This is a genomic window from Propionivibrio soli, assembly GCF_025770765.1.
In the GTDB taxonomy this organism is placed as follows: Bacteria; Pseudomonadota; Gammaproteobacteria; order Burkholderiales; family Rhodocyclaceae; genus Propionivibrio; species Propionivibrio soli.
The window spans coordinates 221,390-234,105 of the sequence record NZ_JANZKY010000006.1 but is presented as its reverse complement, the minus strand read 5'-3'; the positions used below and the strand labels follow the sequence as shown (position 1 = coordinate 234,105).

19 protein-coding genes are annotated in these 12,716 nt (G+C 59.7%); 5 read left to right on the top strand and 14 right to left on the bottom strand.

The window, feature by feature from the left end:
• Positions 1-30: 30 nt before the first annotated feature.
• From tatC to hisB, 10 genes are all read right to left on the bottom strand, one after another.
• Positions 31-786: a twin-arginine translocase subunit TatC gene (gene tatC / locus NZ453_RS09065; protein WP_263770212.1), complete on the bottom strand. Its 756-nt coding sequence runs from the start codon at positions 784-786 to the stop codon at positions 31-33.
• Positions 787-791: 5 nt separating this feature from the next.
• Entirely contained in the window at positions 792-1,190 is a 399-nt protein-coding gene (gene tatB, locus NZ453_RS09060) for a Sec-independent protein translocase protein TatB (protein ID WP_263770210.1), read from the bottom strand.
• 131 nt (positions 1,191-1,321) lie between these two features.
• The gene (gene tatA, locus NZ453_RS09055; RefSeq protein ID WP_263770208.1) at positions 1,322-1,552 is read right to left on the bottom strand and encodes a Sec-independent protein translocase subunit TatA; all 231 of its coding nucleotides are present in this window, start codon (positions 1,550-1,552) and stop codon (positions 1,322-1,324) included.
• Between the two features lie 11 nt (positions 1,553-1,563).
• The gene (locus NZ453_RS09050; protein ID WP_263770207.1) at positions 1,564-1,914 is read right to left on the bottom strand and encodes a histidine triad nucleotide-binding protein; all 351 of its coding nucleotides are present in this window, start codon (positions 1,912-1,914) and stop codon (positions 1,564-1,566) included.
• Positions 1,915-1,920: 6 nt separating this feature from the next.
• A complete protein-coding gene (locus NZ453_RS09045; RefSeq protein ID WP_263770206.1) occupies positions 1,921-2,247 on the bottom strand; it encodes a phosphoribosyl-ATP diphosphatase in 327 nt (108 codons plus the stop codon).
• Entirely contained in the window at positions 2,244-2,639 is a 396-nt protein-coding gene (hisI, locus tag NZ453_RS09040) for a phosphoribosyl-AMP cyclohydrolase (RefSeq protein ID WP_263770264.1), read from the bottom strand. Before hisI ends, NZ453_RS09045 begins: the two co-directional genes overlap by 4 nt.
• 5 nt (positions 2,640-2,644) lie before the next feature.
• Positions 2,645-3,406: an imidazole glycerol phosphate synthase subunit HisF gene (gene hisF, locus NZ453_RS09035; RefSeq protein ID WP_263770205.1), complete on the bottom strand. Its 762-nt coding sequence runs from the start codon at positions 3,404-3,406 to the stop codon at positions 2,645-2,647.
• A 12-nt stretch (positions 3,407-3,418) separates the two neighbouring features.
• A complete protein-coding gene (gene hisA / locus NZ453_RS09030; RefSeq protein ID WP_263770203.1) occupies positions 3,419-4,183 on the bottom strand; it encodes a 1-(5-phosphoribosyl)-5-[(5-phosphoribosylamino)methylideneamino]imidazole-4-carboxamide isomerase in 765 nt (254 codons plus the stop codon).
• An 88-nt stretch (positions 4,184-4,271) separates the two neighbouring features.
• Positions 4,272-4,928, bottom strand: a complete 657-nt coding sequence (gene hisH / locus NZ453_RS09025) for an imidazole glycerol phosphate synthase subunit HisH (RefSeq protein ID WP_263770202.1) — start codon at positions 4,926-4,928, stop codon at positions 4,272-4,274.
• Positions 4,928-5,515 carry an imidazoleglycerol-phosphate dehydratase HisB gene (hisB, locus tag NZ453_RS09020; protein ID WP_263770200.1) on the bottom strand — a complete coding sequence of 196 codons (588 nt, stop codon included), beginning with the start codon at positions 5,513-5,515 and terminating at the stop codon, positions 4,928-4,930. Before hisB ends, hisH begins: the two co-directional genes overlap by 1 nt.
• A 133-nt stretch (positions 5,516-5,648) precedes the next feature.
• Here hisB and hisC point away from each other — a divergent pair, with 133 nt between their 5' ends.
• Positions 5,649-6,725, top strand: coding sequence for a histidinol-phosphate transaminase (gene hisC / locus NZ453_RS09015; RefSeq protein ID WP_263770199.1), 1,077 nt, complete (start codon positions 5,649-5,651; stop codon positions 6,723-6,725).
• Positions 6,726-6,772: 47 nt separating this feature from the next.
• Here hisC and NZ453_RS09010 read toward each other — a convergent pair whose 3' ends face one another.
• Both NZ453_RS09010 and NZ453_RS09005 read right to left on the bottom strand, forming a co-directional pair.
• A complete protein-coding gene (locus tag NZ453_RS09010; protein WP_263770198.1) occupies positions 6,773-7,267 on the bottom strand; it encodes a Dps family protein in 495 nt (164 codons plus the stop codon).
• Positions 7,268-7,350: 83 nt separating this feature from the next.
• Positions 7,351-7,500: a hypothetical protein gene (locus NZ453_RS09005; protein WP_263770196.1), complete on the bottom strand. Its 150-nt coding sequence runs from the start codon at positions 7,498-7,500 to the stop codon at positions 7,351-7,353.
• A 123-nt stretch (positions 7,501-7,623) separates the two neighbouring features.
• Here NZ453_RS09005 and NZ453_RS09000 point away from each other — a divergent pair, with 123 nt between their 5' ends.
• From NZ453_RS09000 to NZ453_RS08985, 4 genes are all read left to right on the top strand, one after another.
• A complete protein-coding gene (locus tag NZ453_RS09000; RefSeq protein WP_263770195.1) occupies positions 7,624-8,589 on the top strand; it encodes a hydrogen peroxide-inducible genes activator in 966 nt (321 codons plus the stop codon).
• Between the two features lie 162 nt (positions 8,590-8,751).
• Positions 8,752-9,594, top strand: a complete 843-nt coding sequence (locus tag NZ453_RS08995; protein ID WP_263770194.1) for a Mut7-C RNAse domain-containing protein — start codon at positions 8,752-8,754, stop codon at positions 9,592-9,594.
• A complete protein-coding gene (locus NZ453_RS08990) occupies positions 9,591-10,052 on the top strand; it encodes a CopD family protein (RefSeq protein ID WP_263770193.1) in 462 nt (153 codons plus the stop codon). Before NZ453_RS08995 ends, NZ453_RS08990 begins: the two co-directional genes overlap by 4 nt.
• Before the next feature lie 42 nt (positions 10,053-10,094).
• Positions 10,095-10,451: a hypothetical protein gene (locus tag NZ453_RS08985; protein WP_263770192.1), complete on the top strand. Its 357-nt coding sequence runs from the start codon at positions 10,095-10,097 to the stop codon at positions 10,449-10,451.
• A gap of 66 nt (positions 10,452-10,517) precedes the next feature.
• On the opposite strand, the gene NZ453_RS08980 is transcribed toward NZ453_RS08985, so the two are convergent.
• Positions 10,518-11,975: a sensor histidine kinase gene (locus tag NZ453_RS08980; protein WP_263770191.1), complete on the bottom strand. Its 1,458-nt coding sequence runs from the start codon at positions 11,973-11,975 to the stop codon at positions 10,518-10,520.
• Positions 11,959-12,639 (bottom strand): response regulator, encoded by a 681-nt coding sequence (locus NZ453_RS08975; protein ID WP_263770190.1) that lies wholly within the window; start codon positions 12,637-12,639, stop codon positions 11,959-11,961. Before NZ453_RS08975 ends, NZ453_RS08980 begins: the two co-directional genes overlap by 17 nt.
• Positions 12,640-12,716: the final 77 nt, after the last annotated feature.

Here is a 12,716-nt window from a genome sequence, read left to right as displayed (position 1 = left end):
GAATCAAGCTGGATTCGGCGCAACCGCCGCCTAGAGTTTTTGCTCGATCTGTGCGCTCTCTTCCACCGCTGGTCGGGTGACGAAGCGCGCCATCAATAAGCCGAGTTCGAACAGCAGGCAGAGGGGAATCGCGAGCATCAATTGCGAAATCACGTCGGGCGGCGTGAAGATCGCTGCGATGACGAAGGCGCCGACGATGACGTAGGACCGCCACTCGCGCAGAGTCGCCAGTTCGACGATCCCGACCTTGACGAGAACGATCACGATAACGGGCACTTCGAACGTCACGCCAAAGGCAATGAAGGTCGTCATCACGAACGACAGGTATTTCTCGATGTCCGTCATCCAGGCAACGCCCTCCGGGGCGACCTTCGCCATGAACCCGAAAACCGTCGGAAACACCAGAAAATAGGCGAACGCCATGCCGACAAAAAAGAGCAGAACGCTGGCAGCCACCAGTGGCAAGGCGAGTTTCTTTTCGTGTGCGTAGAGCCCGGGGGCAATAAACGCCCACGCCTGGTAGAGCACGTAGGGAAGCGCGATGAGGAAAGCAACCATCAGCGCCACCTTCATCGGCACCAAGAAGACGCCAACTACGTCCGTGGCGATCATCTGCCCGCCTTTCGGCAAGGTGGCCAGCAAAGGCTGCGCCAACAATGCGTACAGCTCCTTCGCCCACGGGAAGAGGCACACGAAAACGATCGCAATCGCAAGCAAAGCGCGGATCAGACGATCGCGCAGTTCGATCAGGTGGGAAAGGAAGGATTCCTCAGGAGCGGATTCCATATGTCTCAAGTCTTGCTCACCGGCACGTCGCCCTGACCGGCAGCACTCTGCCCTACTATCGAAGCGCTTGGCGCGGCGACCTCTGCGGGTTCGACCGGTTTGGCGTCTGGTAACGCCGTACTGGTGTCGGCACCCGATTGCACGGCCTGTTCGACCGAAGCCACTTCACTCCGGATGCTGTTCTCCAGCGAGCGCGCTGATTCCTGCATTTGCGCCTGAAGCTTCTTGAGTTCGTCGAGTTGCATCTCCCGACTGATATCGGCCTTGACGTCGTTCACGTAACGCTGCAGGCGGCCCAGAAGAAGGCCTGCCGTACGCGCGACTTTCGGCAGCCGCTCCGGACCAATCACCACTAGGGCGACGATACCGATCACGATCAGCTCGGAGAAACTGACGTCGAACATGATGGGAGTGTTTTCGTGCGCAGACCGCGCGGCTGTAGGAGTGAGAGAAAGGGGACTGCGGAATGTGAGGGAAGGAATCACGCGAGCCAGGGAACGGAAAACCCGCCCCATGACCCGCGCGTACCTCTTTTTTACGACTTCGTTTTTTCCCTGACCTCGCCTTCAATCGTTTGCCCGCCGGTAACTTGCGGCGGAGGCGTTTCTGCCGTCTTGTTATCCGACGTACCTTCACGCATTCCTTCCTTGAATCCCTTCACCGCGCCCCCGAGGTCCTCTCCGATGTTGCGCAGCTTCTTGGTCCCGAACACCAACATGACGATGATCAGAACGATGATCCAGTGCCAAATACTCATACTACCCATGATTAATCTCCTCAGATCCGCTTGAGCATCGGCCCAACCGGCTCGGGCCCGCCGACGACATGGGCGTGGAGGTGCTGCACCTCCTGCTGCCCGACTCGCCCCGTGTTGATGATTACACGAAATCCGTCCGGGCTGCCGTTCTCCGTCGCCAAGCGGTTGGCGATAGCCAGCAGGCGGCCAAGCACCGGCGCATCGGCCTCTTCGATTGTCGCTAGCGATGTGATGTGCCGGCGCGGGATAACGAGCAGGTGAACCGGCCGTGCCGGATTGATGTCGTGAAAAGCGAAAAGCTCGTCGTCTTCATACACCTTGCGCGACGGGATCTCTCCGCGCGCGATCTTGCAGAAGATGCAGTCGTCCATAGCCTTTTACTTAGTGCCCCGCGATTTCTTTTCGTCGATGCCGGAAATCCCCTCGCGGCGACGCATTTCCTGGGAAACGTCTTCGATTCCCATGCCATAGAACGCGAGCAGGACCATCACGTGATACAGGAGGTCGGTCGACTCCCAGACGATATTCAGGCGTTTGCCGTCCTTGGCCGCCATGATCAACTCGGCCGTCTCTTCGCCGATCTTCTTGAGGATCGAGTCTGGCCCATTGGCGAACAACTTGGCGGTGTACGACGTCTCCGGGTCCGCATGCCGCCGCGAGGCGAGCGTTTCCGAAAGCCGATGCAGAATATCGTGAGTGCTCATTTCTTGTAGATTTCCCTCGGGTCCTTCAGCACGGGCTCGACAGCCGCCCAGCGCTCCTCCCGCAATTCGTTGAAAAAACAGCTTTCGCGGCCCGTGTGGCAAGCGATGCCGCCCTCCTGCGTGATCGACAGCAGGATTACGTCGCCGTCGCAGTCGGTACGCACTGAGGCGACCTTCTGGAAATGCCCTGACTCTTCGCCCTTGCGCCAAAGACGCCGACGAGAGCGCGACCAGTATACCGCGTTACCTGTGGTCACCGTCTCTTGCAACGCTTCCCGGTTCATCCAGGCGAACATGACGACCCTACCCGTCGCTGTCTCTTGAGCGATCGCCGGAATTAAACCGTTTTCGTCCCACTTGAGGGCGTCGAGCCACGGCAGGCTCGCATCCATGTCGCTCACAGGCGTACCTCGATGCCACGATCGCGCATGAACTCCTTGGCTTCGCGTACGGTGTATTCGCCGAAATGGAAGATGCTGGCGGCGAGAACCGCGTCTGCGCCGCCCTGTGTGACTCCATCGGCCAAGTGCTGAAGATTGCCGACACCGCCACTGGCGATTACCGGAATGTCGACCGCGTCCGCCACTGCACGCGTCAGGGGCAAGTCGAAACCGTTCTTCGTGCCGTCACGATCCATGCTGGTTAGCAGAATTTCGCCAGCACCGAGTTGCTGCACACGTTCCGCCCACTCCACGGCGCCGATACCGGTGCGGTTGCGACCGCCGTGAGTAAACACCTCCCACTGGCCGGGGGCCACCTGTTTGGCGTCGATCGCTACGACGATGCACTGATTCCCCACCTTGGCCGATGCTTCGGCGACAAGATCGGGGTTGTTGACCGCGGCGGTGTTCATGCTCACCTTGTCCGCCCCGGCATTGAGCAACCGGCGCACGTCAGCTACCGTACGCACACCGCCGCCCACGGTCAGCGGAATGAAGACCTGTGCTGCACAAGCTTCAACGACATTCAGGATGATGTCGCGCTGGTCGGACGAAGCCGTGATGTCGAGGAAGGTAATTTCGTCGGCACCCTGTGCGTCGTAACGGCGCGCAATTTCCACGGGGTCCCCGGCATCGCGCAATTCGACGAAGTTGGTTCCCTTGACAACCCTACCGGCCGTGACATCCAGGCAGGGGATGATGCGTTTGGCTAAGCCCAAGATGAATATCCGCTAGTCTTGCTGGACGTTGAGTTCGCCTTCCGCCATGCGGTCGGCTTCCGCCTGCGCGGCGGAAAAATCGAGCGAACCGTCGTAGATCGCTCGTCCGGCGATCGTCCCTGAGATGCCCTCAAACTCGACGGCACATAACGCCCGGATGTCTTCGATCGACGACAGGCCACCGCTTGCGATGACGGGTATGCGCAAGGACTGCGCCAGCTTGACGGTTGCCTCGATGTTGATTCCGGTGAGCATGCCGTCGCGCCCGATATCGGTGTAGATGATCGCTTCGACGCCATAATCTTCGCACTTCTTCGCCAGATCGATGACGTCGTGGCCGGTCAGTTTGGACCAGCCATCGACCGCGACCTTGCCGTCCTTGGCGTCGAGACCGACGATGATCTGTCCGGGAAAGGCACCGCAGGCGTCATGAAGGAAGCCTGGATTCTTGACGGCCGCCGTACCGATGATCACGTAGCTGACGCCATCGTCGAGGCAGCGCTCGATGGTATCCAGGTCGCGGATGCCGCCGCCGAGCTGGATCGGAATCTCTCCATCAACCGCCTGTACGATCTCCTTGATGGCGTTGGCGTTCTTGGGCTTGCCGGCAAACGCGCCGTTCAGGTCCACGACATGCAGGCGGCGTGCTCCCTGCTCCAGCCAGTGCGCAGCCTGTGCGCCGGGAGTGTTCGAAAAAACGGTTGCCTCGTCCATGAGTCCCTGCTTAAGACGCACACATTGGCCGTCTTTCAGGTCAATCGCGGGAATGATCAGCATGTTAGAAAAACGAGAGTGGTGGTGGGAAAAGGGGCTGCGAAAGAGGATCTACAAAAGAGAACCTGCGATAACGGTACTCACTGGCCGATCAGGGCTTCCATCGGATGAAGTTGGCGAGCAAGGTGAGTCCCGCCTGAGCGCTTTTTTCCGGATGGCATTGAATAGCAAAGATATTATCCCGCGCCACCGCACTGGTAAAGGGGATACCGTAGTCAGTCGTGCCTGCAATGAAGGAGCGTTCGACCGGATCGACATAGTAGCTATGAACGAAGTAGAAGCGCGCGCCATCGTCAATGTCATTCCAAAGCGGGTGTGACCGGGTATGGGTTACTTCGTTCCATCCCATATGCGGTACTTTCAGCTTGTTTCCCTGCGCACCGAGCATGCGCTCGGCGGGAAAGCGGCGAACCTTGCCGGCAAAGACGCCCAACCCCGGCACGTCGCCTTCCTCGCTGTGTTCGAACAGCATCTGCAAACCGATGCAGATGCCGAGGAAAGGTTTGCAGCGTGCGGCATCGAGCACCGCTTGACGCAGGCCGCGAGCTTCGAGCTCGCGCATGCAGTCGGGCATCGCCCCTTGGCCGGGAAACACGACACGATCCGCCGCCACCACCGCCTCGGGGTCCGCTGTGACGGTCACCTCGCACTGACCGCCGACATGAACGAGCGCCTGCCAGACCGAACGCAGGTTTCCCATGCCGTAATCGACGACCGCGACCTTCTCCTTCTGCGCCAGTCCAGCCATCAGAGCGCTCCTTTCGTCGACGGGATCGCTCCGCTCGACCGAGGATCCGCTTCGACAGCCAGGCGCAATGCCCGACCGAACGCCTTGAAGACCGTTTCTGCCTGATGGTGTGCGTTCTCGCCGCGCAGGTTGTCGATATGCAAGGAGATCAACGCGTGGTTGGTGAGCCCCTGGAAGAATTCGTGAACGAGGTCCACATCGAACGCGCCGATCATTGCGCGCTTGAAGTCCACGTGGAATTCAAGGCCAGGCCGCCCGGAAAGGTCGATGACGACGCGCGACAGCGCCTCATCCAGAGGCACATAGGCGTGGCCGTAGCGACGCAGGCCCTTCTTGTCTCCAAGCGCCTTGGCGAGGGCCTGCCCGAAGGTGATGCCGATGTCCTCAACAGTGTGATGAGCGTCGATATGCAGGTCACCCTGCGCTTCGATTTCGAGGTCGATCATGCCGTGGCGCGCCACCTGATCGAGCATGTGGTCGAGAAACGGAACCCCGGTGGCGAACTTCCCTGTTCCCGTGCCTTCCAGATCCAGACGCACGGTGATTCGGGTTTCCAGAGTATTCCTACTGATTTCTGCCTGCCGCATGACAACCCCGTGATAATTGACACGACCTCAAGCCCGCGCAATCTAGCGTATTGGCGCCTTCCGAGAAAGGGGAGCGGGTACGGCGCATGATACCATTTCATTCTTTCGCTGCATCCCAGCCCGCGAGCCGATCATGAGCCAGTACTGGAGCCCTTTCGTCCACACCTTGACGCCTTATGTTCCGGGAGAACAACCAAAACTCCCGAACCTCGTCAAACTGAACACCAACGAGAACCCGTATCCGCCCTCGCCACGGGTCATCGCGGCGATCCAGGAGGAGTTAGGCAATGACGGCGCTGCGTTGCGCCTCTATCCCGACCCCAATGCTGACAGGCTCAAGCAAGCCATCGCCGACCATTTCGCGGAATTTGGCATCTCGCGAACGCAAGTGTTCGTCGGTAACGGATCGGACGAGGTCCTCGCGCACGCCTTTCTGGGCCTGCTCAAGCACGACGCTCCCGTCCTTATGCCGGACATTACATACAGCTTCTATCCGGTGTATTGCGAGTTGTATGGCATCAAGCGGTGCGCAATACCGCTCGGCGCCAATTTCGAGATAAGCGTCGCCGATTACGCACGGGAAAACGGCGGCATCATTATCGCCAATCCCAACGCCCCGACCGGCCTCGCGCTGGCGAGCACCGATATCGAGCGGCTCGTTGCGGCGCACCGAGATAGCGTCGTCGTAATCGACGAAGCCTACGTCGACTTCGGAGGCGAAACGGCAATCAGCTTGGTGAATCGCTATCCGAATCTTTTGATCATTCGAACGCTTTCGAAGTCGCACGCACTGGCCGGTCTTCGCATCGGCTACGCCGTTGGCGACGCAGCATTGATCGAAGCGCTTGAGCGCGTGAAGAACAGCTTCAACTCGTACCCGCTCGATCGTGTGGCGATCGCCGGCGCAAGCGCGGCGATGCAAGACGGGGGCTATCTGGAAACGACACGGCGGGCGGTCATGAAGAGCCGCGAACGGCTGGTATCTGATCTGGCCACGCTCGGCTTCGACGTGCTGCCTTCCGCCGCCAACTTTATCTTCGCCCGCCACCCTCGGCACGACGGAGGCGAACTCGCCGCTGAATTGCGGCGCCGCAGCATCATCGTGCGGCACTTCAAACAGCCGCGTATCGATCAGTTTCTACGCATCACGGTGGGCACCGATACCCAGTGCGGCGTCCTGGTCGACGCCCTGCGTAGCATCGTCGGCTGACGGTGCAGAAATCGCCCAAGTCAGCCGACGAAGTACGCTTCAACTGATCAAACGTCGAGGACGCTGCGCAGCATCCAAGCGGTCTTCTCGTGTATTTCGAGGCGTTGCGTCAGAAGGTCCGCCGTCGGCTGGTCGTTAGCCGCCTCAACAACCGGAAACAGGCTACGCGCCGTGCGTGCCGTGGCTTCCTGCGCCGCAACCAGATGACGCACCATCTCCTCGGCCTTCGGCGTGCCTTCGACTTCCTTGATGGACGTCAGCTTCTGGTATTCCTTGAACGTTCCCGGGGCCGGGTAGCCGAGCGCGCGGATACGCTCGGCAATGATGTCCAGGGCGTTCCACTGTTCCGTGTACTGGTCCATGAACATCGTATGCAGGCTGTTGAACTGTGGCCCGGTCACGTTCCAGTGGAAATTGTGCGTCATCAAATAGAGCGAGAAGCTGTCGGCAAGCAACGTCGACAAACCGTGCACGATCTTCGCCCGATCCGAGTCGCTAATGCCGATATTGAGAGATGGAGTCTTTGCTTTCTTTGCTTTCATTGTTGCTTCTCCTTTGTTAAGTAATCCAGTTAAAGCTCCGAGTTTCCACGGGTCAGGGGGCAAGCAAATAGCGCTTGTCTGCATCATACCGAGAAACCCTGCAAATGCAGCACATGGCGAGCGATCAAAACCGCCCCGAAAACGTTGATCCCGGCACCGGCGCACAGCCTGATCATTCTGCCCGGGCTGGCGTGCCGGATATGGACACGAATGCCATCGATCTTTCCGCGCATCACGTTTTCTCCCGCTGGCTGACATGCGCTCAATGTAGTCCGTGATCCGGAAGCGGTCCAATGAATAGTTTTCCAACTTATAATCGATTTCCCCGATCAAACTCCGGCATCTGAATAAACGCCATGGCCGCCCTTCCCTCGCTCAAACAGCTTCACTATCTGGTGGTTCTTTCGGAGCTGTTGAATTTCACCCGCGCCGCCGATGCTTGCTTCGTTACCCAGTCCACGTTGAGCGCCGGACTCAAGGAACTCGAACAAGCCCTCGGCGTGCAGCTCGTCGAGCGTAATCGGCAAAAGGTAATGATGACGGACATCGGCCAGGAGGTCGTGGTCCGCGCACGCGCCATCCTGTCAGCCGCGCACGATCTTTCCGAGTTTGCGGCGCGCGCAGCGGAACCGATGACGGGAACCCTCCGCCTGGGCATCATTCCGACCATCGCGCCTTTCGTCCTGCCGCAATGGCTGCCACTGTTGCGTGAGCGGTATCCGAAGCTGCGGTTGGCGTTGCGCGAAGACCTGACGGCGAATCTGGTGCAGCGTATCAACGATGGCGACCTCGATTTCGCGCTGATTGCATTACCTTATGAGACGGGCGATCTGCGGGTAAAAGTATTGTTCGACGACAGCATCTGGGTCGTCGGGCGGCGGAACGACCCGGAAGTGCAAGGACGAACGGTCGACCCCGAGCGTCTTTCAACCGATCGTCTCTTGCTGCTCGAGGAGGGCCACTGCCTGCGTGAGCATGCGTTGCAAGCTTGCGGAAAGACGCTCGGCAAGTCGGACCTGTCACTGGAGGCGACCAGCCTGCTGACCATGGTGCAGATGGTCGAATCGGGACTCGGCATCGGACTGGTGCCAGAAATGGCAGTGAAGAGCGGTCTGACCGACAGTCCCGCTCTGTTGGCCAAGCCCGTGGCGGAACCGAGCCCAAAAAGGGTCATCGCGCTTGTGACGAGGTCAACCACCGCGCATGGCGCCGAGTTCGAACTGCTGTCCGAGCTTTTCCGGCAGTGCGAGCCGGCGGCAATGAAGAACGGGGCCCCGGGTCGCACGGGATCGCGGTCGCGCCTGGCGGGAGCGCCGGTGTAGGTGGGAGTTCAAGTCGCTGCGGAACCGTCCATGAGTGCCGCTTTCTAAGCGCTCTCTGCCCGGTGCGTGGCCGAGCCACCGTTGCCGGAGCGAAGTTGGGGGCTTGGTACTCTTCCTCCTCGTCATCTTCTGAGACTCCCCGCGGCCACCAAGGAATTCGCCATGCCAAGCCAAATCAATGCCGTCCACCCACTCTCACCGTCCCAGAAGACTTCGGGCTCCGGACTCGTGCAAGTGACCTTCCGTTTTTACGAAGAGTTGAACGACTTTCTGCCACCGGTATTTCGCCGCCACGATTTCGAATTCGCCTGCCCGCCCGACGCTCCCGTGCGGCACATCGTCGAAACGCTCGGTGTCCCACACACGGAAATCGAGCTCATCCTGATCAACGGCGCCTCGGTGAGCCTGGAGCAGCGGATTCACCCCGGCGACCGCGTCGCCGTATACCCGAAGTTCGAAGCGTTCGACATACGGCCGTTGCTCCGCTTGCGCCCTTACCCGCTCCGAAATACACGCTTTGTCGCCGATGCGCACCTCGGCGCCCTGGCCCGTGGACTACGCATGGCCGGGTTCGACACTGTCTATGCGAACCCGATCGCAGACGACGAAATCGAGCACCTCGCCGAGGCTGAAAAACGCATTGTCCTCACCCGCGACCGCGAGCTCCTGAAGCGCCGGGGAATCACGCATGGGTGCTACGTGCGCGCGCTGACAGCCGAGGCGCAGCTGGAAGAAATCGTCAGGCGCCTCGATCTTGCAAGCAGCATGCGTCCGTTCTCACTGTGCATGGAATGCAACGCACCTTTGCACCCCGTGGCCAAGGAGCTCGTGGCTACCCGGCTGCCCGAACGCATCCGTGAACGGCACAGTCGCTTCTCGACTTGCGACGTCTGCCAACGCGTCTACTGGGAAGGCACGCATTGGCAGAAGATGCGCGGGCGGCTCGCGGCGCTCGGGGCGGCAAGCGGGCAAGAGACGACTACTGGCACGGGGGAAGCGGCTTGAATATCCAGCCCGTGCTGCTCTTCATGCACATCGTCGGCGTCGCCGTCTGGGTGGGCGGCATGTTTTTCGCCTATTTCTGCCTGCGCCCGACGGCCGTCGAACTGTTCGAGCCGAAACAACGCCTTCCGTTATGGTGCGGCGTGCTGGCCCGGTTTTTCTTCTGGGTATGGTGGGCAGTCACTCTGGTCGCAATCAGCGGTATCGTGATGTTTGGGCATCGTGGATTAAGCGCCACCCCGGTAAACTGGTTGATCATGCTCGTTGTCGGCGCCGTTATGATGCTGATTTTCGTTTATGTTGCCAACTGGCCATACGCGGCCTTGCAACAGGCGGTTGAGAACGAAGACTGGAAAGCCGGCGGCGCGGCGCTCAATCGAATCCGGCGCATGGTTGGTTTGAACCTCTTCCTGGGTATTGCCACGATTGCCGTCGCCACGCTCGGCCGCCTTATTAGCTGACGCAAAACAAAAACGCATCCGGAAACGGCTGCTAGACTCCCCATGATGAAGACGTACATTTTTTCCATAGTCCTCCTCGCCGCCGTGGTCGCACCAGTATCGGGCTACGCCAGGACAACGGCCGAAAAGCCGCTTCCCGCCCCTGCCGCCAAGGCGGCAGAGCCCACCAGTCAGCAAATGGAATCTGACCTGCAGAAGCTGCCCTGGAACAAGTTCCGTGCCATCGTCGAATCGGTTCCCAAACTCAAAGCCAGCGTCGACGCCTATGGCCCGGCAGGATGGCAGTTCGTGCAGGCGAACTACGCGAACTACGGTTGGAAGAAGAACATCGACAAGCTCGATCCCGCGCAAAAGCGGCAGTTGGCTGAAGCGATTCGGAAAGCGAAGACAACGAAGTAAGCAGCGTTAGACGACATCACGCTTGGCGATGGTCCTGCGCAGGTCAAGTGCCGCGAGAAGCGTCGATCAAGCGCTGGCAAACGGCAGCGTAATCTCCACCGCCAACCCGTGCCCGCTCTCGTCTTCGCCGAGCGTGATCTGGCCCCGGTGCGCCCAACATATTTCTCGAACGATCGCCAGACCGAGACCGCTGCCGCCCGAATCTCCGTGGCCGAGGATGCGATAGAAACGCTGAAAGACTTTGTCTCTTTCGTGCCGAGGAATGCCGGGACCATTGTCGACGATGCGCAGCAACACCGATTCGCCGACGACAGCGACGTGCAACGTGACCCGCCCGTTATCCTGCGTGTATCGAAGCGCATTGTCGATGACGTTGGAGACCATCTCCCGTAGAAGCGTCGCATTCCCAGCCACGAAAGCGGCCGACGCCGCACCGTCGAACGAAAGGTCGATGTTCTTTTTTTGCGCGAGAGTGGCCAGTTCCCCGGCCACATCTCGAACCAACTCGGCGAAGTCGAGGCGCGCGAACTCTTGCACGATACCGTTCGCCGGTTCGGCAAGCGCCAGCGTCAACATCTGGTTCGACATCCGTTGCGTACTGCGAATGGTGTCCGTCAGGCTCCTGAAGGTACGGCGCATCTCATCTGGGTCATTCTGCCGTTGTCCATACTCCGCTTGAGCGCCAAGCACCGTCAGCGGCGTACGGATCTGGTGTGCCGCATCGGCAAGGAACCGACGGCGCGCCTGCAAAAGCTTCGCGAGCCGCGCCATGTGGTAATTGATGGCGTCAACGAGGGGCAAAAGTTCGTTGGGGACGTTATTCGGGGAGACGGGAATAAGGTCCTCTTCGTTGCGCTGGCGTATTGTGTCGCGCAGATCGAGCAATGGCCGGAAGGCGCTCGCCAAGACGATGGCCACGAGAAAGAGACCGCCGGAAATAAGCAGCAACTGCGGTCGCAGGCTTTCCATGAAAAGGCTGAAGGCAAGCCGAGAACGGGCCTCGGTGGTTTCGGCGAAAAGTACTGTCACGTTATCCCCACCCGCAAGTTCGGGGTCGTATAGGCGTTTCTCGACAGCGGCAAGTCGGATAGGCTGGTCGCGATACATCACGTCCACGACCACAGGGTCACTCCCACGCTCTGCAATGGGCGGCAGGGGCGGATCCTCATCGTCTCGGATCGCGACCCAAGGCAGCGGTAGGTCATCGTAGCCCGTAAGGCATCGGCCGTCAGGGCCGATGATGGCGTAATACACCCGCTCCTGAGAGCCAGTCTCGAAAATGTCCAACGCTGAATAGGGGATGTCGACGGTAATACGGCCTTCTGTCGCGTGGATGCTTTCGGCAATGCTTTTCAACGAGGCCGTGAGGGAACGGTCGTAGGCGCGATTGGCCGCATCTACGGAACTGATGTACGACCAAAACGCATTGATCAACAAAATGACAGCGAGCGGTGGTATCAGTCGCCACGCAACGCGTTTGCGAAGACTGAATCGCCGGACCGGGACTTCAGTGTTGGTCGACATGCTCACCCAGCATGTAGCCTAGTCCACGCATCGTACTCACCACGGTCCCCGAGCCCTCCAGCTTTTTGCGTAGTCGGTGCACGTAGATTTCAATCGCCTCGGATCGTGCGTCGTCGTCAAAGCTGAACACTTTTTCGAATAACACATTGCGGGCGACAGGTTTGCCGAGGCGGGCGAGGAGAGCTTCCAGCACAGCAAGTTCGCGCGGTGTAAGCGGCAACGGTTTACCGTCGACGGTCGCCAGCCTGGCGTTGGTATCGAATTCGAGTTTCCCAACGCGGATTGTCGGCATGATGTTCCCACTTCGCCGCAACAGCGATTTGATTCGCGCTTCGAGTTCGGCGATTTCGAACGGCTTCGCGAGATAATCATCGGCCCCGAGATTGAGCCCCTTGACCTTGTCTTCCAGTGAAGTCCGCGCGGTCAGGATCAACACTGGGAGGCGCCCCGTTTTATCGTTGGACCTCAGTTGCCGCAACACTTCGAGGCCGTCCAACCCCGGGAGGGAGAGGTCGAGAATGGCCAAGTCGTAGGCTTGTGTGAGCAATGCCGTTACGGCATGATCACCGCGACCCACGACGTCGACCGCGAAACCAGATTGGCGAAGCGCTTTGGAAACCCAGATGGCAAGATCAGCGTGGTCTTCAACTAGAAGTAGTCGCATAAGCGATTCGAGGAAGCGAAATAAGCAGACACCCGATCAACAAGGTCTTGCCAACCGCGGCGACCGTGCTGGCGTTT